The sequence below is a fragment of the Roseateles sp. So40a genome (assembly GCF_048081605.1).
Taxonomy (GTDB): Bacteria; Pseudomonadota; Gammaproteobacteria; order Burkholderiales; family Burkholderiaceae_C; genus Roseateles.
The window spans coordinates 5,370,950-5,395,823 of sequence record NZ_CP182288.1 but is presented as its reverse complement, the minus strand read 5'-3'; the positions used below and the strand labels follow the sequence as shown (position 1 = coordinate 5,395,823).

Annotated in this window: 22 protein-coding genes; 7 read left to right on the top strand and 15 right to left on the bottom strand. The window is 69.5% G+C overall.

The window, feature by feature from the left end; translation table 11 throughout:
- Nucleotides 1-6: 6 nt before the first annotated feature.
- From ACNI65_RS24600 to argS, 4 genes are all read right to left on the bottom strand, one after another.
- Nucleotides 7-927, bottom strand: a complete 921-nt coding sequence (locus tag ACNI65_RS24600) for an SPFH domain-containing protein (RefSeq protein WP_416760083.1) — start codon at nucleotides 925-927, stop codon at nucleotides 7-9.
- A 199-nt stretch (nucleotides 928-1,126) separates the two neighbouring features.
- Entirely contained in the window at nucleotides 1,127-1,804 is a 678-nt protein-coding gene (locus ACNI65_RS24595) for a DsbA family protein (RefSeq protein WP_416760082.1), read from the bottom strand.
- A 97-nt stretch (nucleotides 1,805-1,901) separates the two neighbouring features.
- Nucleotides 1,902-2,585, bottom strand: a complete 684-nt coding sequence (locus ACNI65_RS24590; RefSeq protein WP_416760081.1) for an SPOR domain-containing protein — start codon at nucleotides 2,583-2,585, stop codon at nucleotides 1,902-1,904.
- Nucleotides 2,582-4,315, bottom strand: coding sequence for an arginine--tRNA ligase (gene argS / locus ACNI65_RS24585; RefSeq protein ID WP_416760080.1), 1,734 nt, complete (start codon nucleotides 4,313-4,315; stop codon nucleotides 2,582-2,584). Before argS ends, ACNI65_RS24590 begins: the two co-directional genes overlap by 4 nt.
- A gap of 85 nt (nucleotides 4,316-4,400) precedes the next feature.
- Between argS and ACNI65_RS24580 the strand changes: the two genes are divergently transcribed.
- On the top strand, nucleotides 4,401-5,783 hold the full coding sequence (locus ACNI65_RS24580; protein ID WP_416760078.1) for a serine/threonine-protein kinase: 1,383 nt from the start codon (nucleotides 4,401-4,403) through the stop codon (nucleotides 5,781-5,783).
- A 166-nt stretch (nucleotides 5,784-5,949) separates the two neighbouring features.
- Nucleotides 5,950-6,285, top strand: coding sequence for a PsiF family protein (locus ACNI65_RS24575; protein WP_416760077.1), 336 nt, complete (start codon nucleotides 5,950-5,952; stop codon nucleotides 6,283-6,285).
- 23 nt (nucleotides 6,286-6,308) lie between these two features.
- Here the strand turns inward: ACNI65_RS24575 and ACNI65_RS24570 are convergent, their stop codons facing one another.
- Entirely contained in the window at nucleotides 6,309-6,764 is a 456-nt protein-coding gene (locus tag ACNI65_RS24570; protein WP_416760076.1) for a DUF2214 family protein, read from the bottom strand.
- Nucleotides 6,765-6,775: 11 nt separating this feature from the next.
- Nucleotides 6,776-7,702 carry a LysR family transcriptional regulator gene (locus tag ACNI65_RS24565; RefSeq protein ID WP_416760074.1) on the bottom strand — a complete coding sequence of 309 codons (927 nt, stop codon included), beginning with the start codon at nucleotides 7,700-7,702 and terminating at the stop codon, nucleotides 6,776-6,778.
- A 172-nt stretch (nucleotides 7,703-7,874) separates the two neighbouring features.
- Between ACNI65_RS24565 and ACNI65_RS24560 the strand changes: the two genes are divergently transcribed.
- Complete coding sequence (locus ACNI65_RS24560) at nucleotides 7,875-10,070, top strand: malate synthase G (protein WP_416760073.1); 2,196 nt, start codon at nucleotides 7,875-7,877, stop codon at nucleotides 10,068-10,070.
- Nucleotides 10,071-10,124: 54 nt separating this feature from the next.
- Here the strand turns inward: ACNI65_RS24560 and recQ are convergent, their stop codons facing one another.
- Entirely contained in the window at nucleotides 10,125-11,993 is a 1,869-nt protein-coding gene (gene recQ, locus ACNI65_RS24555) for a DNA helicase RecQ (protein ID WP_416760071.1), read from the bottom strand.
- A gap of 100 nt (nucleotides 11,994-12,093) precedes the next feature.
- On the opposite strand from recQ, the gene ACNI65_RS24550 reads away from it, so the two are divergent.
- Together ACNI65_RS24550 and ssb are read left to right on the top strand one after the other, a co-directional pair.
- The gene (locus tag ACNI65_RS24550) at nucleotides 12,094-13,062 is read left to right on the top strand and encodes a diguanylate cyclase domain-containing protein (RefSeq protein WP_416760070.1); all 969 of its coding nucleotides are present in this window, start codon (nucleotides 12,094-12,096) and stop codon (nucleotides 13,060-13,062) included.
- Nucleotides 13,063-13,303: 241 nt separating this feature from the next.
- Nucleotides 13,304-13,855 carry a single-stranded DNA-binding protein gene (gene ssb, locus ACNI65_RS24545; protein WP_416760069.1) on the top strand — a complete coding sequence of 184 codons (552 nt, stop codon included), beginning with the start codon at nucleotides 13,304-13,306 and terminating at the stop codon, nucleotides 13,853-13,855.
- A 271-nt stretch (nucleotides 13,856-14,126) separates the two neighbouring features.
- Here the strand turns inward: ssb and ACNI65_RS24540 are convergent, their stop codons facing one another.
- The 8 genes from ACNI65_RS24540 to ACNI65_RS24505 all read right to left on the bottom strand — a co-directional run bounded on the left by ACNI65_RS24540 (nucleotide 14,127) and on the right by ACNI65_RS24505 (nucleotide 20,557).
- Nucleotides 14,127-14,600: a RidA family protein gene (locus ACNI65_RS24540; protein ID WP_416760067.1), complete on the bottom strand. Its 474-nt coding sequence runs from the start codon at nucleotides 14,598-14,600 to the stop codon at nucleotides 14,127-14,129.
- A gap of 53 nt (nucleotides 14,601-14,653) precedes the next feature.
- Nucleotides 14,654-15,340 carry a YoaK family protein gene (locus ACNI65_RS24535; RefSeq protein WP_416760065.1) on the bottom strand — a complete coding sequence of 229 codons (687 nt, stop codon included), beginning with the start codon at nucleotides 15,338-15,340 and terminating at the stop codon, nucleotides 14,654-14,656.
- Nucleotides 15,337-15,789: a DoxX family protein gene (locus ACNI65_RS24530; RefSeq protein WP_416760063.1), complete on the bottom strand. Its 453-nt coding sequence runs from the start codon at nucleotides 15,787-15,789 to the stop codon at nucleotides 15,337-15,339. The genes ACNI65_RS24535 and ACNI65_RS24530 overlap by 4 nt, the downstream gene beginning before the upstream one ends.
- Before the next feature lie 15 nt (nucleotides 15,790-15,804).
- Entirely contained in the window at nucleotides 15,805-17,727 is a 1,923-nt protein-coding gene (locus ACNI65_RS24525; RefSeq protein ID WP_416760061.1) for an amidohydrolase, read from the bottom strand.
- Nucleotides 17,720-17,995, bottom strand: coding sequence for a XapX domain-containing protein (locus ACNI65_RS24520; RefSeq protein WP_416760060.1), 276 nt, complete (start codon nucleotides 17,993-17,995; stop codon nucleotides 17,720-17,722). The genes ACNI65_RS24525 and ACNI65_RS24520 overlap by 8 nt, the downstream gene beginning before the upstream one ends.
- A 55-nt stretch (nucleotides 17,996-18,050) precedes the next feature.
- The gene (locus ACNI65_RS24515) at nucleotides 18,051-18,704 is read right to left on the bottom strand and encodes a hydrolase (RefSeq protein ID WP_416760059.1); all 654 of its coding nucleotides are present in this window, start codon (nucleotides 18,702-18,704) and stop codon (nucleotides 18,051-18,053) included.
- Nucleotides 18,705-18,800: 96 nt separating this feature from the next.
- Nucleotides 18,801-19,622: an alpha/beta fold hydrolase gene (locus tag ACNI65_RS24510; RefSeq protein ID WP_416763699.1), complete on the bottom strand. Its 822-nt coding sequence runs from the start codon at nucleotides 19,620-19,622 to the stop codon at nucleotides 18,801-18,803.
- A gap of 302 nt (nucleotides 19,623-19,924) precedes the next feature.
- Nucleotides 19,925-20,557, bottom strand: coding sequence for a response regulator (locus tag ACNI65_RS24505; RefSeq protein ID WP_416760057.1), 633 nt, complete (start codon nucleotides 20,555-20,557; stop codon nucleotides 19,925-19,927).
- A gap of 211 nt (nucleotides 20,558-20,768) precedes the next feature.
- Between ACNI65_RS24505 and ACNI65_RS24500 the strand changes: the two genes are divergently transcribed.
- Together ACNI65_RS24500 and ACNI65_RS24495 are read left to right on the top strand one after the other, a co-directional pair.
- On the top strand, nucleotides 20,769-21,530 hold the full coding sequence (locus tag ACNI65_RS24500; RefSeq protein WP_416760056.1) for a response regulator transcription factor: 762 nt from the start codon (nucleotides 20,769-20,771) through the stop codon (nucleotides 21,528-21,530).
- A 14-nt stretch (nucleotides 21,531-21,544) separates the two neighbouring features.
- Nucleotides 21,545-24,850 carry a triple tyrosine motif-containing protein gene (locus ACNI65_RS24495; RefSeq protein ID WP_416760054.1) on the top strand — a complete coding sequence of 1,102 codons (3,306 nt, stop codon included), beginning with the start codon at nucleotides 21,545-21,547 and terminating at the stop codon, nucleotides 24,848-24,850.
- The last annotated feature ends 24 nt before the right edge of the window (nucleotides 24,851-24,874 follow it).

The following is a 24,874-nucleotide window of genomic DNA, read 5'->3' as shown; positions in this document are numbered from 1 at the left end:
GCGCGATCAGTTGTAGAGCGTGCCCGCGTTGACGATCGGCTGCGTGTCCTTGTCGGAGCACAGCACGACCAGCAGGTTGGACACCATCGCTGCCTTGCGCTCGTCGTCGAGCTGCACGATCTCGCGCTCGCTCAGGCCCTTGAGCGCTTCCTCGACCATGCTGACCGCGCCGTGCACGATCTTCTTGCGAGCGCTGATGATCGCCTCGGCCTGCTGGCGGCGCAGCATCACCTGCGCGATCTCGGGCGCATAGGCCAGGTGCGTGAGCATCGCCGTCTCCACGCTCACGCCGGCCGGTTGCAGCCGGGTCGCCAGCTCCGCGGTCATCGCGGCCATGACCTCGTCGGCACCGGCGCGCAGCGTGATCTCGCGGCTGTCGAGGTCATCGCCCTCGTCATACGCGAACTGCGAGGCCACATGGCGGATCGCCGCCTCGGCCTGGATGCTGACGTACTGCTCGAAGTCGTCGACCTCGAACACCGCGCGGGCCGTGTCCTCCACCCGCCACACCACGGCGGCGCCGATCTCCACGGGGTTGCCGCGCTTGTCGTTGACCTTGAGCGTGGGCGCGTCCAGGTTGCGCGCGCGCAGCGACAACCGGCGCTTCATCATGAACAGCGGGATCGTCCAGCGCAGGCCCGACACGCGGTCCGTGCCGACGTAGCGGCCGAACAGCGTCAGAACGCGCGCCTCGTTGGGCTGCTGGATGAACAGCCCCGACAGCAGGATGATGCCGGTCAGCACGAGCGCGAGCTGCGCCAGGCCGATCGCCTGCTCGTGCAGCACCGCGAAGCGCCAGACCGCCACGACCAGCAGGCCCAGGCCGATCAGCAGCGCGGCGTAACCGTTCGCCGCCCCCGCGCGGCGCTCCAGCGGCGCCGACGTCGCGCCACGCGACAAGGGGGTCTTCGGGACTGTCGTGCTCATCACCAACTCCTCCAAAAAGGTGATATCACTTTAAGTCCCGATCTCAGGTTTGTGCAAGCCCTGCCCCCCGATCTCCCCTAACGGGGGGAGCCAGAAAGCAGAAAGCGCCCACGAGGGGCGCTTGCGCAGGATCCCGCCGGACTCCCTCGCCCGCAGCGCGTGAGAGGGTGGGGATGAGGGCTCGCGGCAGTCGCAGCGCTCAGGCGCCCTTGCGTGCCAGCGGCAGCAGGAAGTTGGCCACGGCGATGCAGCGCTGGCCAAGCTCTTCCTCGCTCACGCGCTGACCGAAACCGGCCATCGCCGGCGAGGTCAGGTAGCGCCCGCCGATCGCGACGGTCGGCACGCCGTCGATGTTGTACTGGTCCTGCAGCTTCGTCGCCTGCTGGCACTTGGTCTGCACGGTGAACGAGTTGTAGGTTTCGCGGAACTTGTTGGCGTCCACGCCCAGCGGCGACAGGAACTTCACCATCGCGTCGATCTCGGTCAGGCTCTGGCCGCCGCGATGGATCGCGTTGAAGATGGCCGGACGCACCTGCGCTTCCTTGCCCATCGCCTCGAGCGTGAAGAACAGGCGCTGGTGGATCTTCACATTCTCGCGGAAGGCCACATGCACCTTGCGATAGACGACGTCGGCGGGCAACTGCTTGGCCCAGGCCTCGATGGTGGGCTCGAAGACGTAGCAGTGCGGGCAGCCGTACCAGAAGAACTCGATCACCTCGATCTTGCCCGGCGTCGAGCCCGCCACCGCCGTGGTCAGGCGCTGGTACTGGCGTCCCTCGACGGGACCGCCCTGGGCCTGCGCGGGCGCGCCGATCAGCAGGCCGCTCCCCGCGGCGGTCGACAGGGCCGTGAGGGCGTTGAAATCGCGACGCTTCATCTTCTGTTCCTTGGTAGTTCCGCGGGAAACCGGCGCCGCGGCGGCCGGCCATCCTAGAAAGTCAAACTTAGGGCGGCATTAACTCCGCCACCGCGCCTCAGCGCTGGATCGCCACGAGGTTGGCCTCGATGCCGGCGCCCTCGAGCTTCTTCTGCTGCGCCTCGGCCTCGTCACGCGACTCGAAGGGGCCCAGGCGCACGCGGAAGACGGTGCGGCCCGACTGCTCGCGTTCCATCACCTTGGCCGAGAAGCCCTGGATCGCCAGCTTGGCGCGCTGCTGCTCGGCGTCCTCCATGCGCGTGTACGCGCCGGCCTGGACGAAGAAGCTGCCCTTGGAGCCATCGGCCCGCGTGCCGTCGGCGGCGCGCGTCTCAGCGGCCCGCTGCTCGGGCTTGGCCGTGTTGGCAGCCCCCGTGGTCGCGGCGGGCGCGCGGTCCGCCGGGCGGCCCTCGACGGCCGGCGCGGCGGTCGATCCCGCCGTCACCTGCGGCGACTGCGTGGTTTGCGTGGCCTGAGCCGCCGGCGGCGTCACCGCCGGAGTCACGACACCCGAGGCGGCCTTGGCGCCAGCGCGGCCGGCCAGCGGCGCGTTCGGGTCCCAGTTCCGGTTGCGTTCCGCTTCCTGGGCATCCTGCTCGGCCGTGCGCTGCGGCAGTTTGTTGACGAAGGGCACCGGGGCCTTCGTCACGTACAGCGCCACGCCCAGGGCGATCCCCAGTCCCAGCAGCAGGCCCACGATCAGGCCCATGGCGAATCCGCCGCGCTGCTTCTCTTTGCTCATTGCTGCTCCTGCGAGTCACGTTCCATCGCGTCCGGGGCCGACACCCCCAGCACCGCCAGCGCGTTGCGCACCACCTGCCGCGTCGCGGCCAGCAGCGCCAGGCGCGCGCGCGTCAGGGCCGGGTCGTCGCCCAGCACGCGTTCGGCGCCATAGTAGCTGTGCAGCGCGCCCGACAGGTCGCGCAGGTAGAACGCCACGTCGTGCGGGGCCAGGTCTTGTGCCGCCGACGCCAGCATGCGCGGATAGTCCGCCAGCTTGAGCATCAGCGCGAACTCGGTCGGCGCGGTCAGCAGCGACAGGTCGGCACCCGCGAGCGAGGCCTCGTCATGTCCCTTCTCCGCCGCGCCCTTGCGCAGCACCGAGCAGATGCGCGCATGCGCGTACTGCACGTAGAACACGGGGTTCTCGTCGTTGGCCTTGAGCGCGAGGTCCACGTCGAAGATGAACTCGGTGTCGGCCTTGCGGCTGATCAGGAAGAACCGGACCGCGTCGCGGCTGGTCCATTCGATCAGGTCGCGCAGCGTGACGTAGCTGCCGGCGCGCTTGGAGATCTTGACCTCCTCGCCGCCCTTCATGACCGTGACCATCTTGTGCAGCACGTAGTCCGGGAAGCCCTCGGGGATGCCCACGCCGGTGGCCTGCAGGCCGCCGCGCACCCGGGCGATCGTGCCGTGGTGGTCGGTGCCCTGGATGTTGATGCACTTGGAGAAGCCGCGCTTGAACTTGTTCACGTGGTACGCGACGTCCGGCACGAAGTAGGTGTACGTGCCGTCGGACTTGCGCATCACGCGGTCCTTGTCGTCGCCGTACTCGGTCGAGCGCAGCCACAGCGCGCCGCCGTCCTCGTAGGTCTTGCCGTTGGCGACCATGCGCGCCACCGCGTCCTCGACCTGACCGCCGGTGTATAGCGAGGACTCGAGGAAGTAGTTGTCGAAGCGCAGTCCGAAGGCTTGCAGGTCCAGGTCCTGCTCGTGACGCAGGTAGGCCACGGCGAACTGGCGGATGCTGTCGATGTCCGCGATGTCGCCCGACGCGGTGAACTCGCGGTCGTCGGCCTTGACCGTCTCCTTGCGCAGGAAGGCGTCGGCGATGTCCTGGATGTAGTCGCCGTTGTAGGCGGACTCGGGCCAGCCGTCGTCACCGGGCTTGAAGCCCTTGAGCCGCGCCTGCGTGGACGCCGCCAGCGTGCCGATCTGCACGCCCGCGTCGTTGTAATAGAACTCGCGGCTGACCTTCCAGCCCTGGGTCGCGAACAGGTGGCACAGCGAGTCGCCCAGCGCGGCCTGGCGCGCGTGGCCGACGTGCAGCGGACCGGTCGGGTTGGCCGAGACGAACTCCACCAGCACCGAGGTGTCGCGCGCGGGCTGATGGCCGAAGCGCGTCGTGTCGGCGAAGACCTCGCCGACCACGGCCTGCTTGGCGGCGGGCTTGAGGCGGATGTTGATGAAGCCCGGACCGGCGATCTCCAGCGCGTCCACCCAGCGCTCGAACGCGGGCTGCGCCTGCAACTGGGCGATCAGCGTCTGCGCCAGTTCGCGCGGGTTCTTCTTCAGCGCCTTGGACAGCTGCATCGCCGCGGTGCAGGCGAAGTCGCCGTGGGAGGCTTGCTTGGGGTTCTCGAAGGCGGCCACAGGCGCGGCGGCGATGGTGCCGGCGGCGACGGCCTCCTGGCTCAGGCCCTGGAGCACGGTGCCGAGGGCGGCGAGCAATTCCTGCTTGGCTTGGATCATGGTGTCGCATTTTAGGGGACCTCCCCTGTAAGAGACCGTAGCCCCCCTTGTCGAGGGCCGCCCCCTGGGGCAGGATCCCCCTCCGATGAGCGCCCCCGCCGACCCTCTACCCGCCAGCTTCCCCGACTCGACGCTGGGCGGGCTGGGCGACCTGCCGGAGCAGATCGGCAAGTACCGCGTGCTGCGCAGACTGGGCGAAGGCGCGACCAGCGATGTCTTCCTGGCCATGGACGACTTCAAGGGCCAGGAGGTCGCCATCAAGCGCATGCGCGCCTGGACCGCGGGCGGCCAGACCGAGGAAGACACGCTCAGCATCCGCTTCTTCGCCTCCGAGGCCGCGCTCGCCGGCCGGCTCCAGCATCCCAATGTCGTGCAGATCCTGGACGCGGTGCAGGACGGGGATCTGCCGTATCTGGTCATGGAGTACGTCCATGGCGTGACCCTCAAGCACTTCTGCCGCAACGACCGGCTGCTGCCGCTGGACCAGATCGTCGAACTCGGGTTCAAGTGCGCGATGGCGCTGTCCTACGTGTTCCGCCAGGGCGTCGTGCATCGCGACATCAAGCCCGCCAACCTGCTGGCCGTGCTGGACAACCAGGGCCAGGTGACCGACGTGAAGGTCAGCGACTTCGGCAGCGCGCTCAACCTGAACGCCGACATGACGCAGGTGCATCGGGTCGGATCTCTGGCCTACATGCCGCCCGAGCAGATCGAGGGCGGCGACGTGGGCGCGCAGGCTGACATCTACTCGCTGGGCGCGGTGCTGTATCACATGGTCAGCGGCAGACCGCCGTTCGACGCGCCCAACCAGATGGCGCTGATGCATCAGATCTACCACCAGGCGCCGCAGTCGCTGATCGGCCAGCGCGGCGGCGTGACGTCGGAGCTCGACGCGGTGATCCAGAAGGCGCTGGCCAAGCATCCGCATGAGCGCTACCCCGACTGGGAGGCCTTCGGGCTGGCGCTGTCGGAGCTCGTGGCCAAGCAGCTCGTGCCGCTGGCGCGGCTCAACGAGGTCAAGGACTCGGAACGTTTCAACCTGCTGCGCGGGCTGGAGTTCTTCGCGGGCTTCGGCGACGTGGAGCTGTGGGAAGTGGTGCGGCGGGCGCGCTGGCGGCGTTATCCGCTGGAGTACCTGCTGTTCAAGAAGGGCCAGGAAGGCAACACCTTCCACATCATCACGCAGGGCGAGGTCGAGGTCTGGCGCGATGGCGCGCTGGTGGCCACGCTGGGCACGGGCACCTCGGTCGGCGAGATGGCCTACCTCGCGCCGAATCCCGATCTGCGGCGTCACAGCACCGACATCCGGGTGACCCAACTTTGCACAACCGTGTCGTTCACGCCGGACTCGCTGGGGCAGCTCAGTCCCGAGTGCCAGCACCGTTTCGACCGGGCATTCATACAGGTTCTGGTCAGGCGACTCCATCTGGCGCATGAGGCACTGGCTTCTCCGCGCCGAATCATGTGAGTCAGGGGCTGACAGGTCTCAGGAAGCGCGTCCCCGATTCGCGCCAACTGGGGCGAGTCACCCAAACGCTTGACGTCGGTCAACCGCTATTGAGAGCCGGTCGTTGGTGTGCTCCACTGGCCGCGAGGTCCTCGATTAACCCCCTGTAGCCCCGTAGGAGAGAGTGATGACACGACTGACCCCGATCCCGTTGATCGCCGGTGCGATGCTGGCCCTGGCCGCGCTGGGCGCGCATGCCGCGGACGACGCGAAGGCGAAGAAGGAACTGACGCCGCAGCAGCAGCGCATGTCGGACTGCAGCAAGCAGTCCAAGGGCATGGGCAAGGACGAGAAGAAGACCTTCATGAGCGCCTGCCTGAAGGGCGAGGCCGCTTCGGCGCCCACGGCCATGACACCGCAGCAGACCAAGATGAAGACCTGCAACGCGGACTACAAGGCGTCCGGAAAAACCGGCAAGGCCGAGCATGACAAGTTCATGAAAGAGTGTTTGTCCGCCAAGTGATCGTGGCCTGAAGGGCAGGCGCCCTACTTGACCAGGACCCCGCGCGCGAGCATCACCGCCGCGATCGGGATCAGGATCAGCAGGTGCGCCTGCACCATCACCAGACGGCGCGTGGCGCGGATCTCGGATTCCGCCGGGAGCGCGCCCGTGCCGTCCAACGCCTTGAGCCAGCGGCGATAGGTCAGCGTCGGCTTGATCGAGATCAGCCCGATCACGACGAACATCCCGAACTTGAAGTGCAGCAGCGGCTGATGCCAGTACCAGCCCAGCCCCTTCATGCCCCACCACGTGCGGGCGAAACCGGTCAGCAGGACCGCCACGGCCGTCAGGCCGTAGATCATGTCCAGCCGCGAGAGCCGGCGCACCACCGCCGCGTTCATCCATTCGCCGCGGCACAGCGCCGCCTGGCTCGCCAGGAAGACGACCAGACTCAGGATGGCCACGATGTGCAGGCCGGCAAGCAGGGCTTCAAGCGTCATGAGGTCTCCAGTCATGTGGGTTCCCAGGTGGCGGCACGCGTCCAGTAATCGGCGCTGCCGTAATGCTCTTTCAGGAAGTCTATCCAGAGCCTCACCCGCAACGGCAGGTGCTTGCGCTGAGGGAGCACCGCGAAGATGCCATTCGGCGGCGCGGCGAAATCGTCCAGCACGCTGACCAGCTCGCCCGCGCCGATCGCCGCGGCCACCTCCCAGGTGCTCCGCCACGCCAGCCCCAGCCCTTGCCGGCACCAGTCGTGCAGCACCTGACCGTCGCTGCAGTCGAGCCGCCCGCTCGGGCGCAGGTGCTGCACCTGCCCATCGATGCGGAAGGCCCAGCCGCGCGTCTGGCTCGCGTCGGAGCTCAGCGTCAGGCATTCGTGCCGCATCAGCTCGGCGGGATGGCGCGGCGTGCCCGCGCGCTTCAGGTAGGACGGCGCGGCCACGCACAACCGCCGGTTGTCCGCGAGCCGCGTGCTGATCAGGCTGGAATCGCTGAGATCACCGACACGCACCGCGCAGTCGAAGCCCTCGTTGACGATGTCCACGACGCGGTCGCTCAGGTTGAGCGACACGCTCACCTCCGGATGCCGCGACAGGAAGACCGGCACCAGCGGCGCCACGTGCCGGCGTCCGAAACCCGCCGGCGCGGTGATCCGCAAGTGCCCCGTGGCCTTCACGCCGCCCGCGCTCACGCTCGCTTCGGCGCTGGCGAACTCGCCCAGCAGGCGCTGGCAATCCTCCAGGAAGGCGATGCCCTCGTGCGTCAGGGTCAGCTTGCGCGTGGTGCGCAACAGCAGCTTCACGCCCAGGCGGGCCTCCAGCGCGTCCAGCCGACGGCCCATCACCGCCGGGGCCACCCCCTCCGCCTGCGCCGCGGCCGTGAGGCTGCCCTTGGTCGCGACCAGCACGAAGGACTCGATCTGTTTCAAGCGGTCCATGGCCGCCGATTGTTGGACCGTTGCATCGTTCGACGCAATGAATGGAGGCCCTGGTCGTTGTTATTTGTGCAAAAAAGTCAGGGATCTCCGACCAGGGCCGACATGAATCGGCGGGGGCTCCCGCCCTAAAGTCGGAGCATTCCGTCCTTCATCCCCCTCTTTGGGAGCCGCCATGAGCGCACGCAGCCAACATCACCGCCTCCAGGTCGACGCCGAACTGGCCCGCTTCATCGAGACCGAGGCGCTGCCCGGCACAGGCATCGAACCGGCCGCGTTCTGGCAAGGCTTCGATGCGCTGGCCCATGAGCTCGCCCCGAAGAACGCCGCGCTGCTGGCGGAACGTGACCGGCTGCAGACCGAGCTCGACGGCTGGCATCGCGCCAATCCAGGCCCCATCCGCGACATGGCCGCATACCAGGCCTTCCTGAAGCAGATCGGCTACCTGGTGCCGCTGCCGGCCGACCCGCGCGCCACGACCGCGAACGTCGACGCCGAACTGGCCGTGCAAGCCGGCCCGCAGCTGGTGGTGCCCATCCTGAACGCGCGTTACGCGCTGAACGCGGCCAACGCGCGGTGGGGCTCGCTGTACGACGCGCTCTATGGCACCGACGCGATCCCCGAGACCGACGGCGCCGAGCGCGGCGGCGCCTACAACCCGGTGCGCGGCAACAAGGTCATCGCCTTCGCGCGCCAGGTGCTGGACCAGGCCGCGCCGCTGGCGGGCGCGTCGCATGCGGACTCGACCGGCTACCGCGTGGACGGCACCGCGCTGGCGGTGTCGCTGAAGGACGGCCGCACGGTGGCGCTGGCCGATCCGGCCCAGTTCATCGGCTATCTGGGCGATGCCGCCGCGCCGACCGCGCTGCTGCTGCGTCATCACGGCATCCACATCGAGATCCAGATCGATCGCGCCTCCGCGATCGGCAAGACGGACGCGGCGGGCGTGTCAGACCTGCTGATGGAATCGGCGCTGTCGACCATCCTCGACCTCGAGGACTCGATCGCCGCGGTCGACGCCGAGGACAAGCTGCTCGCCTATCGCAACTGGCTGGGCATCCTGCGCGGCACCCTGACCGAGGAAGTCAGCAAGGGCGGCCGCAGCTTCGTGCGCCGCCTCAATCCGGACCGCGTCTACAAGTCCGCCACCGGCGGCGACGACGTCGTGCTGCCGGGCCGCTCGCTGCTGTTCGTGCGCAACGTCGGCCACCTGATGACCAACCCGGCGATCCTGCTGGAGGGCGGCCGCGAGATCCCCGAAGGGATCATGGACGCGGTCATCACCACGCTGATCGCGCTGCATGACCTCAAGCAGCTGTCGGGCTCGGGCCTGCGCAACTCGCGCCAGGGCTCGATCTACATCGTCAAGCCCAAGATGCACGGCCCGGCCGAGGTCGGCTTCGCCGATGAGCTGTTCGGACGCGTCGAGCAGCTGCTGGGTCTGCCGGCCTCGACGGTCAAGCTGGGGATCATGGACGAGGAACGCCGCACCAGCGTTAACCTCGCCGCCAGCATCGCCTCGGCGCCCAGCCGCGTGGCCTTCATCAACACGGGCTTCCTGGACCGCACCGGCGACGAGATGCACACCGCGATGCTCGCTGGCCCGATGCTGCGCAAGGGCGACATGAAGACGAGCGCCTGGATCCAGGCCTATGAGCGCGCCAACGTGCTGGTGGGCCTGAGCGCAGGACTGCGCGGCCGCGCGCAGATCGGCAAGGGCATGTGGGCCATGCCCGACCTGATGGCCGCGATGCTGGAGCAGAAGATCGCGCACCCCAAGGCCGGCGCCAACACCGCCTGGGTGCCCAGCCCGACCGCGGCCACGCTGCATGCGCTGCATTACCACCAGGTCAGCGTCGCGCAGGTGCAGCAGCAGATCGAATCGGAGGCGCCCGGCGTCGACCGCGCCGAACTGCTGCAGCGCCTGCTGACCATCCCGGTGACCGACACGCCGAACTGGTCCGACACCGAGAAGCAGCAGGAACTGGACAACAACATCCAGGGCATCCTCGGCTACGTGGTGCGCTGGATCGATCAGGGCGTGGGCTGCTCCAAGGTGCCCGACATCAACGGCGTCGGCCTGATGGAGGACCGCGCGACGCTGCGGATCTCCAGCCAGCACGTGGCCAACTGGCTGCATCACGGCATCGTCAGCGAGGCGCAGGTGCGCGCGACCTTCGAGCGCATGGCCGCGGTCGTCGACGGTCAGAACGCCGGCGATCCGCTGTACCGCCCGATGGCCGGCCAGCCCGACAGCATGGCGTATCAGGCCGCGCTGGACCTCGTGTTCAAGGGCATGTCGCAGCCCAGCGGCTACACCGAGCCGCTGCTGCACGCATGGCGCCGCAAGCTGAAGGCCAGCGCGAACTGAACGCGCGCTGAGCGCGGTCTTTACCCTCGCTGAGCGCGAGGACCTCGGCGAGGCTCAGTCCTCGCCGAGCACCCGCAGCAGATCCTCGCCGTAGGCCTCGAGCTTCTTGGCGCCGATGCCGCTGATGCCCGACATCTCGTCGAGCGAGCGCGGCTGCGCGCGGGCCAGCTCGGCCAGCGTCACGTTCTGGAAGATCACGTAGGCCGGCAGGCCGTGCTCGCGCGCGACCTCGGCGCGCCAGGCCTTGAGCGCGTCGAAGCGCGCCTGGGCGGCGGCATCCAGGTCGGCCTCGGCTTCCGAGCGCCGCGAGCTCGAACCGCTGGAGCGGCTCGTCTTGCCGCGCCGCGTCGGCACCGCGGGCTGACGCAGCATCATCCGCACCTCGCCGCGCAGCACGGCCTTGGCGCCCTCGCCCAGCGACAGCGTGTTGTATTCGCCCTCGGTCACCGCGTAGCCCAGCGCGATCAGCTGCCGGATCACGGCGCGCCATTGCTGCTCGCTGAGCGCGGCGCCCACGCCCCAGGTCGACAGCTCCTGATGGCGGTACTGGTTGACCTTGTCAGTCTCCTTGCCGCGCAGCACGTCGATCAGATGGCCCGAGCCGAAGCTGAACCCCGTGGCCTGATGGAAGCGGTAGATGCACGACAGCGCCATGCGCGCCGCCTCGGTGCCGTCCCAGGTCGCGGGCGGATTCAGGCAGTTGTCGCAGTTGCCGCAGGGCTCGCTGTCCTCGCCGAAGTAGGCCAGCAGCCGCACGCGGCGGCAGTCGATGGCCTCGGCCAGCGCGAGCAGCGCATCGAGCTTGCCGCGCTGCACCTGCTTGAACTCGTCGGTGGACGGGCTCTCGTCGATCATGCGGCGCTGCTGGACGACGTCAGCGAGCCCGTAGGCCATCCAGGCCTCGGCGGGTTCGCCGTCGCGGCCCGCGCGTCCGGTCTCCTGGTAGTAGCCCTCGATGTTCTTGGGCAGGTCCAGGTGGGCGACGAAGCGCACATCGGGCTTGTCGATGCCCATGCCGAAGGCGATGGTGGCGACCATCACGATGCCGTCCTCGCGCAGGAAGCGGTCCTGGTGGCGCTTGCGCTGGTCCTGCTCCATGCCGGCGTGGTACGGCAGCGCGTTGATGCCCTTGGAGCGCAGCCATTCGGCGGTCTCGTCGACCTTCTTGCGGCTTTGGCAATAGACGACGCCGGCCTCGTCCTCGTGCTCGTCCTGGATGAAGCGCAACAGCTGCTCGCGCGGGCTGTCCTTCTCGACGATCAGGTAGCGGATGTTGGGCCGGTCGAACGAGGCGACGAAGACCTCGGCCTCTTCCAGCTGCAGCCGCTCGATGATGTCGGCGCGGGTGATGTCGTCGGCGGTGGCGGTCAGCGCGATGCGCGGGATGTCGGGGAAGCGCTCGTGCAGCAGCGACAGCGACAGGTACTCGCTGCGGAAGTCGTGGCCCCACTGGCTCACGCAATGCGCCTCGTCGATCGCGAAGAGCGCGAGCAGGCCGCGCTCGTACAGCGACTGCATCTGCGCGATGAATCGCGCGGTGTTGACGCGTTCCGGTGCGGCGTACAGCAGCGTGAGGCGCCCGGCGAGCATCTCGCGCTCGATGCGCTGGGTTTCCTCCAGCGACTGGGTCGAGTTGAGGAAGGCGGCATCGACGCCGGCCTCCTCGAGGGCGCCGACCTGGTCGTGCATCAGGGCGATGAGCGGACTGACGACCACGGTGACGCCATGGCCGGCGCGCTGGCGGGCGATGGCGGGGATCTGGTAGCAGAGCGACTTGCCGCCGCCGGTGGGCATGAGCACCAGGGCGTCGCCGCCGCCGGTCACATGGTCGACGATCTCGGCCTGCTGGCCGCGAAAGGCGCTGTAACCGAACACCTCTTGCAGGATGTCGAGCGGGCCGGGATGATGCTTGGAGGAACTCATGGAGCCCTCGATTGTCCCGCACATCGGCGAGGGGTCGGTTCAGCGGTCCTGGCCGGTTTCATGAGCGCTTCGTTCCCCCCGCATTGGCAGAGAGTTCGACATGATCGCTGCGCCCTTGCCCGACGACGAGAACGCCCGCCTGTCCACGCTGCGCGTGCTGCAGGTGCTGGACACCGATCCCGAGGAGCGTTTCGACCGCCTGACGCGCATGGCACGGCGCCTGTTCCAGGTGCCGATCGCGCTGGTGAGCCTGGTGGACGCGGACCGGCAGTGGTTCAAGTCCGCGCAGGGGCTGGACGTGCGCGAGACGCCGCGCGACATCAGCTTCTGCGGCCACGCGATCATGGCCGAGGACATCCTGCTGATCCCCGACACGCATGCCGACCCGCGCTTCGCGGACAACCCGCTGGTGACGGACGGGCCGCGCATCCGCTTCTACGCGGGCTGCCCGGTGCGCGCGCCCAGCGGCCATCGGCTAGGCACCTTGTGCCTGATCGACCGGGTGCCACGCGGCTTCGACGAGGACGACCAGGCCACGCTGCGGGACCTGGCGTTCATGGTGGAGCAGCAGTTCGCCGCGATGTACATGGCGATGGTGGACGAGCTGACGGGGCTGGCGAACCGGCGCGGTTTCGAGTCGCAGGCCGGGCATGTGCTGGCGCTGTGCCGCAGAAAGGAGTGGCCGGCGACGATGCTGTATTTCGACCTCGACCAGTTCAAGCGGATCAACGACCGCTACGGGCATGCGGAGGGCGATTGGGCGCTGAAGTCCTTCGCGGACATCCTGCGTTTCTGCCTGCGGGCGTCGGACGTGATCGCGCGCACGGGCGGGGACGAGTTCGTGGTGCTGCTCAGCGGCACGGCGACCGTGCAGATGGCGCCGGCGCTGGACCGGGTGCGCACGCAGGTGGAGGCGCTCAACCTGCGGGCGCAGCGCGGTTACCAGGTCGGTTTCAGCGCGGGGCACGCGGAGATGGCCGCCGACCGGCCGCTGACGCTGGACGAGCTGATGCAGCAGGCCGACGCGGCGATGTACGCGGAGAAGCTCGGCCGCCGGAAGATGGGCTGAGACCGGGAGGTCCTCACGCCCGGGCGAACGGGGCATCGCTCCCCGGAATCGGTGAGCGGCTGCCCGGGATGAGGCAGCGGATCGGCGTTTCCGAGGAATGTCGGCGGGAATGGGTGGGCGGCATAATCCGCCCCCTGCGCCGCGTTTCCGGGCGAACCGGAACGAGCTCGAGATCGGGCGATTGGCGGCGCGAAGTTTCCCTTTTCGAACATTCAACGACACGCAAGCGAAGGCAACCATCATGGCCTCGGTCAACAAAGTCATCATCCTCGGCAATCTGGGCCGTGATCCCGAACTGCGCTACACGCCGAGCGGCAGCGCGGTGTGCAACGTGAGCATTGCCACGACGCGCAACTGGAAGAGCCGCGAGGGCGGCGAGCGTCAGGAAGAGACCGAATGGCACCGTGTGGTGTTCTACGACCGCCTGGCGGAGATCGCGGGCGAGTACCTGAAGAAGGGTCGTCCGGTGTATGTCGAGGGCCGTCTGAAGACGCGCAAGTGGCAGGACAAGGAAGGCAAGGACAACTACACGACCGAGATCATCGCGGAGCAGATGCAGCTGCTGGGCGGCCGTGACGGCGGCGATGAGATGGGTGGTGGCGGTGGTGGCGGCTACAGCCGTGAGCGCTCGCAGGAGCGCAGCGGTGGTGGCGGTGGCGGCAGCGGCCGTGACAGCGGCGATTTCGACGCGCCGCGCGCGCCGGCCCCGCGTGCCGCGGCGCCTCGCGCTCCGGCTCCCGCGCCGAAGCCGGCGACCGGCTTCGATGACATGGATGACGATATTCCGTTCTGATCGCCTTGCGGCCAGATGCGCGAAGCCCGCCGATCGGCGGGCTTTTTCGTTTTCGGGTCAGAGGCGAAGGCCGGCGCGGGCTTCCCGATTGCCAGCAGAAGAGGTCTCCCACCCGCTGCAACGAAGACGACGGATGTCAGGTCGTCGAGGTGGCTGTAAACGGGCCAGCACTTTCCATCCGTTCGTGCATGGCAGGACCGACGTCGGCGCGGCGAAGCCGTGAATGCCGATCAGCAACACGACGACGCGGCGGGCGGGAGACTCCTGCGCCTCAGCCGGTCACCGCCACCGTCAGGTCCAGCTCCACGCTCGCCCCCTTGGGCAGCGAGAGCACGCCGACCGAGGTCCGCGCATGCGGACCGGACTCGCCGAGGATCTGCACGATCAGATCCGAGGCGGCGTCCGCCACCTCGCTGTGCTGCGTGAACGTGTCGGCGCATTGCACGAAGACATTCATCCGCAGCACCTGCTTCACCGCGTCGAGCGAGCCCAGCGATCGCTGCAGCAGCACCAGCGCGCGCATCACGCAGATCCTCGCGGCGAGTTGCGCGCGGGCGAGGTCCACATCCACGCCCACACGACCGGTGACGACCACCGTGCTGCCCACGCGCGGCACCTGGCCGCTCAGGTAGACCGTGTTCCCCTCCCGGGTGATCGGCACGTAGTTGCCGCCGGCCTTGATCTCGCCGTCGAAGTCGTAGCCCAGTTGTTGGGCAGCATCGGTCAGGGCCTGGTCGCGTGTCATGGTGTCGTCCTCGTCAAATCGTCGAGGCGCCATTCTGGACGCCAGGCCCCGCCTCACGCCTTGTGATCCGCCCTCACATCCATCACGACCAGGCCGGCAAGCATCACCAGGGGTAATAGCAGCGCCAAGAACTTCCACGCCACGAACGCGAACGCTCCCGACAGCGCGCCGATCGCGAACGCCGCCACCGGCCAGATGAAACGGCCCAGGCGCTCCCGCACCTCCGGTCCCGCCGCGCCGCGCAGCAGGTCGACCCCGTCGATCACCACCTGCGTCACGTTGCCCGTCATCACCGTCGTCGGCGTCAGCGCCGGCCAGGCCAGCCGGCCCGCCGCGTTCTGCACCCCCATCGCCGCCGTCATGAACAGCCCCGTGGCCATCGCCCACGGCGCATCCGGCGCCAGCGCCACGCCCGCCGGCACGCTGCACACCAGCGCCACCACCAGCAGCACCGCCTGCATCAGCAGCAAGGGCCGGCTCGCCACCGTCTTCGTGCGCTCGCAGCGCAACGCCACCATCCGCGCCGCCGCCACCGCCAGCACAAACGTCGGGAACACCAGCAGCTTCAGCAGCACGCTCGCCCCGCTCGAGCGGCTCAGCTCCGCGCCGATCAGCACGAAGTTCCCCGTCACGTGCGCCGTGAACAGCCCGAACAGCGCCACGAAGCCCACCGTGTCGACATACCCGCCGATGAACCCGAGCGCCAGGCTCGCCACCAGCAACCGCTTCGCGCCCGTCATGCCAGCACCTTTCTCTCCAGCACCGAGAGGCGCGCCACGCACGCCAGCCCGCAGATCAGACCGAGATGCTCGAAGAACGCGTTTTTCGCCATGAACCTCGCCTGTCCGCTCATGTCCCAGAAGTTGTTGGCCACCGCCATCGCCACCAGCGTCAGCACGCCCAGCGCGCCCGCGGCCAGCCAGGTCCAGCGATCGACGATCAGCAGCACCGCGCCGATCAGCTCCACCGCGATCGCCAGCACCGCCCACAGCGCCGCCGGCTGCAGGCCGAAATGCGCCTGCTCCGCCACCGCGCCCGGGAAGTCCATCGCCTTGTCGATCCCACCGATCAGGTAGGCCGACGCCAGCCCCACCCGCAACACCACCCCAAAGGTGGGCCATTGCAGGATCGTCTCCACCCACCGCGGGGCGGCGGGGGAGAACAGTCGTGTCGCTCGGAATTCGCTCATCAGGGGACTCCTCGCTCACACCGCCCAGCACGCGCAACCCAGCGCGCCCCAGAAGCTCTTGAGATCAGACGCCGGCACCTCCGACGCCCACGCATTCGCATGCGCGTGGCCATGCACCCCGCAGGACGTGTCGCAGCACGCCACGCGCTGCATCGCCGCCTGCAGCGGCTTGCCTTCCGCGCCCCAGGCGCCGTAGCCGCCATATCGACGCACCGGCGACCAGTCCGGCATCGCCGGCGGCGGCGCCGATTCATCCAGCGACGCGAAATCGCCCGCGCCCCACACGACCTTGCCGCCCACCATCGTCAGCAGCGCGCTCGTGTCGGCGATCTCCGACTCCGGGCAGCCGAAGAAATCGCGGTCCGGCACGACCAGGTCGGCCAACTGGCCCGCGGCGATCTGGCCCTTGTTGCCCTGCTCGTTGGAGAACCACGTGACGTTCTCCGTCCACATGCGCAGCGCCGCCTCGCGGTCCAGGCAGTTGCGCTGCGGCGTGATCTGCAGCCCGCCGACCGTGCGGCCCGTCACCATCCACGACAGCGACACCCACGGGTTGTACGAGGCCACGCGCGTCGCGTCCGTGCCCGCCGAGACCTTCATGCCCCGGCGCAGCATCTCCGCCACCGGCGGCGTCGCCTCCGCGGCCCGCGCGCCGTAGCGCTCGACGAAGTACTCCCCCTGATAGGCCATGCGGTGCTGCACCGCCACGCCGCCGCCCATCGCGGCGATCCGGTCCATCGAGCGCGTCGAGATCGTCTCCGCGTGATCGAAGAACCAGTTCAGCCCGTCGATCGGCGTGTCGCGATGCACCTTCTCGAAGACATCCAGCGCGCGCGAGATCGTCTCGTCATACGTCGCATGCATGCGCCACGGCCAGCGGTTCTGCACCAGGATGCGCACCACCTCCTCGAGCTCGCCCTCCATCTGGTCGGGCATGTCCGGACGCGGCTGGCGGAAGTCCTCGAAGTCCGCCGCGGAGAACACCAGCATCTCCCCCGCGCCGTTGTGGCGGAAGTAGTCGTCCCCCTGCTTGTAGGTGACCGACTTCGCCCAGTTGAGGAAGTCGTCCTTCTCCTGCCCCGCCTTCTGGGTGAACAGGTTGTAGGCCAGGCGGATCGTCAGCTGACCGGCATCGGACAGCTGCTGGATGATCTGGTAGTCCTCGGGATAGTTCTGGAAGCCGCCGCCGGCATCGATCGCGCCGGTCACGCCCAGCCGGTTGAGCTCGCGCATGAAGTGGCGCGTGCTGTTGAGCTGGTACTCGGGCGGCAGCTTCGGGCCCTTGGCCAGCGTCGCGTACAGGATGGACGCGTTGGGCTTGGCCAGCAGCAACCCGGTCGGATTGCCGGCCGCGTCGCGCAGGATCTGTCCGCCCGGAGGCTCCGGCGTCAGGCGCGTGTAGCCGACGGCGCGCAGCGCCGCCGCGTTCAGCAGCGCGCGGTCGTACAGGTGCAGGATGAAGACCGGCGTGTCCGGCGCGACGGCATTGAGCTCGTCGATCGTCGGCAGGCGCTTCTCGTGGAACTGGTGCTCGGTGAAACCGCCCACCACGCGCACCCACTGCGGCGCGGGCGTGATGTCGACCTGCGCCTTGAGCATCGCCATTGCGTCGGCCAGGCTGCGCACGCCGTCCCAGCGCAGCTCCATGTTGAAGTTCAAGCCGCCGCGGATGATGTGCAGGTGGTTGTCGATCAGGCCCGGCAGCACGCCGCGGCCCTTCAGATCGATGCGGCGCGTCGCGCCGCCGGCCAGCGCCAGGATCTCGTCATTGGCGCCGACGGCCAGGAATCGGCCGTCCTTGACGGCCACCGCCTGGGCGCTCGGCCGCGTGCGGTCCAGCGTCGTGAAGCGGCCGTTGAACAGCACCACATCAGGCGTCACCGAGGTGGTGGCCGAAGTGGTGGCCGAGGGGGTGCCGGAAAGATTCTTGTCAGGCATCGCGGGGCTCCTGGTTCGCCGACTTGGACTTCTCACAGCCGGGCATCTCGCCAAACATGTGCGGACGCACCTTCTGCTCGATCCAGCTGACCTGCGCCGGATCGCGGTGCAGCCACTGCCGCACCAGCGGCGGGATCTGCTCGCCCGCGAGGATGCCCAGCAGACCCACCAGCGCGATCACCGGCGGTGCCGGCGATCGCACGTTGAGCACGCCGTAGAGGATGCCGACGACCAGACCGACGACGGCCGACAACACATATGCATTCATGACAGCCGCCTTTCAGGGGGTCGGTGGGGTGACCCGCGGGTCACCCGGGTCGTCTTCAGCCCTCGTGGGCGTTGAACATCGTCTTGGCGTAGTTGATGCCGATGCCGTAGGCGCCGCCGACCTTCTTGGCGATGCCCGTGGTCATGTCATAGGTCTCGCCGCGGGCCCAGTCGCGCTGCAGTTCCAGCAGGTACTGCAGCGAGGTGATCGGCTGCGCGCCGGCCTGCACCATGCGCTCCACCGCGCGGTTGTGCGCTTCCAGCGACACGTCGCCGCAGGCGTCGGTGATCACGTAGACCTCGAAGCCCTGGTCGATCGCCGACAGCGCCGGTCCGACGATGCACACGCTCGTCCACAGGCCGGCCAGCACGATGCGGTCCTTGCCGATGCGGTTGATTTCCTCGATCACCGCGACGTCTTCCCACGTGTTCATCGAGGTGCGGTCCAGCATCTTCTTGCCGGGGAAGGGCGCGGTGACTTCCTCGAACATCGGGCCCGAGAAGCTCTTCTCGGCGACTGTGGTCAGGATGGTCGACACGCCGAATCCGGCGGCCGCCTGGGCCACCAGCGAGGCGTTGGTGCGCAGGTTGGTCGCATCGATTGAATGCGTGGCGAAGGCCATCTGCGACTGGAAGTCGATCATGACCAGCGTGTGGTCCTTCGGGTTCAACAGCTTGGCGCCGGGAACGGCCTTGGCGAGCTTGCTCATGGGGATCTCCTCAACAGGAAACAGGGATCGAAATCAGGCGTCGCGGCCGATCCGCGCCAGGCGGGTCATGCCGCGACAACAAGGGTCACGCGGGGATCAGGACTTCGCGAACGCGAGCAGGTCGGCGTTGAGCTGATCCTTGCTGGTGGCGGCCAGGCCGTGGCTGCCGCCCTTGTAGACCTTCAGCGTGGCCTTGGGCGCCAGCTTCACGGACAGCTCGGCGGAGTTGCCGATGGGCACGATCTGGTCGTCGTCGCCGTGGATGATCAGCGTGGGAACGGTGATCTTCTTCAGGTCCTCGGTGAAGTCCACTTCCGAGAACTGCTTGATGCAGTCGAACTGCGACTTCAGCGAGCCCTGCATGCCTTGCAGCCAGAAGCTGTCGCGCATGCCCTGCGTCACGGCGGCGCCGGGACGGTTGGCGCCGAAGAACGGCGTGGTCAGGTCCTTGTAGAACTGCGAGCGGTCCTTCTGCACGCCGGCGCGGATGCCGTCGAAGACTTCCTTGGGCAGGCCGTTCGGATAGGCGGCGGACTTCATCATCGTCGGCGGCACGGCGCCGACCAGCACGACCTTGGACACGCGCTTCACGCCGTGACGGCCAACGTAGCGGGCGACCTCGCCGCCGCCGGTGGAGTGGCCCACCAGCATCGCGTCCTTGATGTCGAGCTTGTCGAGCACCGCGGCCAGGTCGTCGGCGTAGGTGTCCATGTCGTTGCCGTTCCAGCTCTGGCTGGAGCGGCCATGACCGCGGCGGTCATGGGCGATGACGCGGTAGCCGTTCTGGCCGAGGAAGAGCATCTGGTCTTCCCAGGCGTCACCGCTCAGCGGCCAGCCGTGGGAGAAGACGACGGGTTTGCCGCTGCCCCAGTCCTTGTAGAAGATCTGGGTACCGTCCTTGGTGGTGACGTAGCTCATGGGGGCTCCTGGTAGGGCGTGTGTGGAAGAAGGGGAAACGGTCTTGGCCAGGGCGTTGTCGGCCAGGGCCAGCGGCAGCGACGCGGCGAGCGCGAGCTGACCGCCCAGCGCGAGCACGTCGCGCCGGGTGAGGTCCGAGGGGGTCGAAGGATTCGTCATCGAGGGTCTCCGAGGGATGACGAAATCCTAGGAAACCCAGCCGATGCGCAACAGCCGCCGATGGCGCAGCCGGTGCTCTCCCGTCAGAGGCAGACGGGCGTGACGTTTGGTTGCGGTGGCGTCACAGCCGCATCACAGCGGCGTCACAGACGCAGGAGACCGCGCTTGAGCGCGAGCACCACCGCGTGCGTGCGGTCGCGCGCGTCGAGCTTGGCCAGGATCATCTTCACGCGCGCCTTGATCGTGTCCTCGGACAGCGACAGCAGTCCACCGATCTCGCGGTTGCTCAGGCCCTGCGCGATGTGCTCCAGCACGTCGATCTCCCGTCCCGAGAGCTGTTCCTGGCCGGCGTGCGCGGCGATCTCCTGCGCGACCTCGTTGGGGATCCACCGATGGCCGCGGTGCACGGACCGGATCGCGTCGAGCAGCTCGGTGCGCAGCTGCGTCTTGAGCAGGTAACCCGACGCGCCCAGCTTGAGCGCCTGCCAGGCCTGCGCGTCGGCCTTGAACGTGGTCAGCACGATCACGCGCGCGCTCGGGCTCAGCGCCCGCACCCGCGACAGGGCCTCCAGCCCGTCCATGCCCGGCATCTGGATGTCCATCAGCGTGACATCGGGGCGCAGGCGCTCGAAGGCCTGCAGGCCCTGCCAGCCGTCGGCGGCCTCGCCCACCGGGGCCATGTCCGGTTGCTCCTCGAGCACCGCCGCGATGCCTTCTCGCATCAGCGGGTGGTCGTCGACCGTCAGGACACGGATGGGTTCGAGCGTGGGCGCCATGGCCGCGATCATAGGGGGGCACTCCGGCGGGCGTCCCTCTTCCCGGGGGCCGCCACCCTTTCGGGTAGTGGGCATCGACTCGACCGGGGCTATCGCACTGCAGCATGGATTCCCGATGATCGGCGCAGTCGCCAGGCGCCACCACCGCCACGAGAGCGACACCGTCGCCTTCCTGGCCCCCTCGCCCCTCACCGACCCTCGGGAGCTGTCCATGTCCCTGCTTGAGCGACCCCACGCCTCGTCCGATGCCGTCCTCGACGCCGTCGTCCTGCACCGCAATCCGCTGCTGCGCGCCGGCATCGCCACCGCGCTGTCGCCGTTCTTCCGTGCCCACGAGACCGCCGATGCCGCGCTGGACGGCGCGAGCGCGACCTGGCCGGCCCGGGTGGCGCTCGGCCCCAACGCCCGCGAGGAACCGGTGCGGCTGGTCGTCGCCGACCACGAGGGCGCGCTGCTGGCGCTGTCCGGCCTGCCGCGCCGCAGCGCGGCCTCGGGCGCCCTACCCGGCCCGCAGTGGCTGGTCGTGAGCCCCGTGACGCACGGCGGCCGGGTCCGTCAGGCGATGGCCGCGGGCGTGCTGGGATACGTCCACGCGGCCTGCGCGCTGGAGGAGCTGCGCGACGCCGCCCGCGCCGTCGCGGCGGGTCGCCGTTACCTGTGCCGCACGGCGGCGGGCGCGGTGGCCGAGGGCTGGCTGGGCGACGACCTCACGCCGCGCGAGCACGACGTGCTGCGGATGCTGTGCCTGGGGCTGGACAACAAGTCCATCGGCCTGCGGCTGGGCGTGGCGGCGGGCACCGTCAAGACGCATGTGAAGACGCTGCTGCAGAAGCTCGGCGCGCGCAGCCGCACGCAGGCCGCCACCGAGGCGCTGCGCCGCGGCCTGATCGAGGACGAACCCGTCCGTGACGACCCTGTCCCGGTGCCCGCGCGCGCGCTGTCGCCGCGCGCGGACGCGCGGGTCGCCGCCTGATCGCGGCGCGAGGCGTGACTCCGCGCATCGTCGCGCGCCTGCTGGGCACGCTCGTCGGCGGGATCATCCTGGCCGTCACGTCCGGGCACGCCGTCGCCGCGGCCGCCGCGCCCGCCCTCGACTTCCCCGACTTCTCCCATCGCAGCTGGAGCGTGCGCGAGGGCGCGCCGGCCGACGTCTGGACGCTGGGCGGCGGCCGCGAGGGCGTCCTGTGGCTGGGCACCGGCATGGGGCTGTACCGCTTTGACGGCCTGCGCTTCGAGCGCTACCGGCCGGGCGGTCAACCGCTGCCCGCGCTCAACATCAACGCGCTGCTGGTCGACGACGACCGCAGCCTGTGGATCGGCCTCTACGAAGGCGGCGTGCTGCAGCTGCGCGACAGCGGCGTCGTGCGTTACGGGCCGGCGCAGGGACTGCCCGGCGGCCGCGTGCTGCGCCTGGTGCGCGCGGGCGGCGTGTTGTGGGCGGCGGCGGGCCGCGGCCTGGCGCGTTTCGACGGCGAGCGCTGGCACCGCGTCGGCGAGGCCGACGGTTATCCCGAAGCCGGCGCCGAATACCTGTTCCGCGATCGCCAGGGCACGCTCTGGGTCAGCTCGGGTGAGCGGCTCTACCGGCGCGCGGCCAATGCCGAGCGCTTCGAGACCACCGGCGTGTCGGTCGGGCGCAGTGCCGTGATGACGCAGGACGGTCAGGACCGCCTGTGGCTCGCGGACGGGCGCGGCGGGGTGAGACCGCTGGGCCTGCCCGGCTCCTGGCGCTCGTGGAGCAGCCTGCCCGACACGGCGCCGGCGCCCGGTCCCGTGCGGGTCGACGACCTGGCCGCAGCGCCGTTCTCGCCCAGCGTCGTGTCCGCGCGCGACGGCCAGCCCTCGACGCTGGTCAAGCAGATGCTCTTCGCCAGCGACGGCGGGCTGTGGGTGACGGTCAACGGGCGCGGCGTGTTCCGCACCGACGCGGCCGACGCGGCGCGGCTGCTCGCGGGCCAGCAGCTGGACTGGTCGCGCGGGCAGTGGTTCACCGTCGCGGACGGGCTGGGATCGTCGATCACCGTGCCGCTGCTGGAAAGCGACGACGGCGAGATCTGGATCGGCACCAACGCCGGCGTCAGCAGCCTGCGCCAGCATCGCATCCGCCGCGTGACGCGGCTGGACGACGCCGCCTCCACCGGCTTCAGCGTGCAGCCCGACGGCAGCGGCGTGCTGTTGTCGAGCTCCTCGGCGAACTGGCGCGTCGACCCGCCCGGCGGCGCGCTGCGCGAGAACGGCGTCGATCCCCGTCCCGCCTCGCGCCGCCCGGCCACGCAGGCCGTGCGCGCCACCGATGGCTCGCTCTGGTTGTGGGACAACGAGACCCTGTGGCGCTCGCCGCCCGGCGGCCGCTGGGAGCGCTGGCCGCTGCCGCCGGGCCAGCCGGCGCCGGGCACGCAGGTGCCGGCCAACGCCATGGCGGCGGACCCCACCGGCGGGCTGTGGCTGTCGCTGCACGAGGCCGGCGTCTTCCATGCGACGCGCGCGGGCGTCGTCCGGGTCCAGGACGCGGAACTGGATGGTGTCGCGCCGGATGCGCTCTCGGTGGACGCCGACGGCGCGGTCTGGTTCGGCCATGACGGCGTGCTGCTGGGCATCGATGACCTCGGCCAGCAACGGCGCTTCGGTGCCGAGCAGGGCCTGCGCGTGGGGCGGGTGCTGGCCGTGCTCAACACGCGGCATGGGCTGGTCGTCTCAGGCGAGAACGGGGTGGCGCTGGGCCACGACGGCCGTTTCTCCACGATCACCATCGACCGCGATCCGGCCTTCGGCCGGGTGTCGGGCATCGTCGAGTCCTTCGACGGCGACCTGTGGCTCAACGGCGGGCGCGGCCTGGTGCGGCTGGCCGCCGCTGAGGTGCCGGCGCTGTTCGTCGAATCGGCGCGCCCGCTCAGCTACCAGCTGCTGGATGCCGCCGACGGGTTGCCCGGCATCGCGCGGCAGGCCTCGGCCACGCCGACGGCGGTGCGCGACGCCCGCGGCCGGCTGTGGTTCGTCACCAACCTGGGCGTGGTGTGGCTGGATCCGGCGCGCACGCCGCGCAACTCGCGCGAGGTCGGCGTCGACGTCCAGGCCCTGATGGCCGGCGGACAGAGTTATCCGGCCGCGCAAGGCCAGCAGTTGCCGCAGGGCACGAACGCGCTGACGCTGCGCTACGCGGCGCGCGTGCTCAGCAAGGCCGAGCAGGTGCGCTACCGCTTCCGCCTGGTGGGCGTGGACGCCGACTGGCGCGACGCCGGCACGCAGCGCGAGGCCACCTACGCCAACCTCGGCCCGGGCGATTACCGCTTCGAGGTGCTCGCATCCAACCCGGACGGGTTGTGGAGCCGGCGGCCCACGGCGCTGTCCTTCCGCATCGCGCCGGCGCTGCACGAATACGCCGCCTTCCGATGGGCCATCGTCCTGGCCTTGATCGTGGCGATCTGGGGCGGTTACCGCCTGCGGGTGCGCGCGCTGCAGGCCCGGCTGCGCATGCGGCTGGAGGTGCGCCACCGCGAGCGCGAGCGCATCGCGCGCGACCTGCACGACACGCTGCTGCAGGGCTTCCAGGGTTTGCTGCTGGGGCTGGATGCCAGCGTGCGGCGCGTGACCGACCAGGCGCTGCGGCACAAGATGGAACGCGACCTGACCCGCGCGGAGGCCTTGCTCGCGGAGGGCCGCGACCGGGTCGGTCAGTTGCGCCAGCGCATCGACGACGAGGACGCGGCGGAACGCCGTCGCGGCGCGGACGGGGATGACAACAGGGGCGGCGACAGGGGTGGCGACCGGGATGACGATCGCGATGGTGACGGCTCCGACGGGGGTGATCGCGGCAATGGCAGCGAGGGAGGCCGGGCCCGGCGGCTGGCCGAGAGCCTCGCCAAGGCGGGCCAGGACCTGATCCGGCCGCCGGGCCAGTTCCGGCTCCGTGTTCACGGCACGGCGCGCGCCCTGTCCGACGCCATCGAGGACCAGCTGCTGCTGATCGCCCGGGAAGGCCTGACCAACGCCGATCGCCATGCGCGGGCCACCGAGGTCACGCTGGAGCTGGACTACCGCGCCGAGCGCCTGATGACGATGACGCTTCGGGACAACGGCGTGGGGCTGGCGGCGGACTGGGAGGAGCGGCAGGCCGGCGGTGTCGTGCGATACGGCATCTGCGGCATGAGGGAACGCGCACGGCTCATGAACGCGAGCTTCACGGTGCGCAACGCGCCAGGCGGCGGCACGGCGTTGACGCTGCGGGTGCCGGACCTGCGCCCGAGCGGCTGGCTGGCGCGCTGGCGCCCGTCGCGGGCCGCTGTCTCCCCGTGAAGTCCCGGAGGGTCAGGGCAAACC

Coding starts and splice junctions, on each gene's coding strand:
- ACNI65_RS24600 (WP_416760083.1), bottom strand. CDS start 927: ATGAGCACGACAGTCCCGAAGACCCCCTTGTCGCGTGGCGCGACGTCG.
- ACNI65_RS24595 (WP_416760082.1), bottom strand. CDS start 1,804: ATGAAGCGTCGCGATTTCAACGCCCTCACGGCCCTGTCGACCGCCGCG.
- ACNI65_RS24590 (WP_416760081.1), bottom strand. CDS start 2,585: ATGAGCAAAGAGAAGCAGCGCGGCGGATTCGCCATGGGCCTGATCGTG.
- argS (WP_416760080.1), bottom strand. CDS start 4,315: ATGATCCAAGCCAAGCAGGAATTGCTCGCCGCCCTCGGCACCGTGCTC.
- ACNI65_RS24580 (WP_416760078.1), top strand. CDS start 4,401: ATGAGCGCCCCCGCCGACCCTCTACCCGCCAGCTTCCCCGACTCGACG.
- ACNI65_RS24575 (WP_416760077.1), top strand. CDS start 5,950: ATGACACGACTGACCCCGATCCCGTTGATCGCCGGTGCGATGCTGGCC.
- ACNI65_RS24570 (WP_416760076.1), bottom strand. CDS start 6,764: ATGACGCTTGAAGCCCTGCTTGCCGGCCTGCACATCGTGGCCATCCTG.
- ACNI65_RS24565 (WP_416760074.1), bottom strand. CDS start 7,702: ATGGACCGCTTGAAACAGATCGAGTCCTTCGTGCTGGTCGCGACCAAG.
- ACNI65_RS24560 (WP_416760073.1), top strand. CDS start 7,875: ATGAGCGCACGCAGCCAACATCACCGCCTCCAGGTCGACGCCGAACTG.
- recQ (WP_416760071.1), bottom strand. CDS start 11,993: ATGAGTTCCTCCAAGCATCATCCCGGCCCGCTCGACATCCTGCAAGAG.
- ACNI65_RS24550 (WP_416760070.1), top strand. CDS start 12,094: ATGATCGCTGCGCCCTTGCCCGACGACGAGAACGCCCGCCTGTCCACG.
- ssb (WP_416760069.1), top strand. CDS start 13,304: ATGGCCTCGGTCAACAAAGTCATCATCCTCGGCAATCTGGGCCGTGAT.
- ACNI65_RS24540 (WP_416760067.1), bottom strand. CDS start 14,600: ATGACACGCGACCAGGCCCTGACCGATGCTGCCCAACAACTGGGCTAC.
- ACNI65_RS24535 (WP_416760065.1), bottom strand. CDS start 15,340: ATGACGGGCGCGAAGCGGTTGCTGGTGGCGAGCCTGGCGCTCGGGTTC.
- ACNI65_RS24530 (WP_416760063.1), bottom strand. CDS start 15,789: ATGAGCGAATTCCGAGCGACACGACTGTTCTCCCCCGCCGCCCCGCGG.
- ACNI65_RS24525 (WP_416760061.1), bottom strand. CDS start 17,727: ATGCCTGACAAGAATCTTTCCGGCACCCCCTCGGCCACCACTTCGGCC.
- ACNI65_RS24520 (WP_416760060.1), bottom strand. CDS start 17,995: ATGAATGCATATGTGTTGTCGGCCGTCGTCGGTCTGGTCGTCGGCATC.
- ACNI65_RS24515 (WP_416760059.1), bottom strand. CDS start 18,704: ATGAGCAAGCTCGCCAAGGCCGTTCCCGGCGCCAAGCTGTTGAACCCG.
- ACNI65_RS24510 (WP_416763699.1), bottom strand. CDS start 19,622: ATGAGCTACGTCACCACCAAGGACGGTACCCAGATCTTCTACAAGGAC.
- ACNI65_RS24505 (WP_416760057.1), bottom strand. CDS start 20,557: ATGGCGCCCACGCTCGAACCCATCCGTGTCCTGACGGTCGACGACCAC.
- ACNI65_RS24500 (WP_416760056.1), top strand. CDS start 20,769: ATGTCCCTGCTTGAGCGACCCCACGCCTCGTCCGATGCCGTCCTCGAC.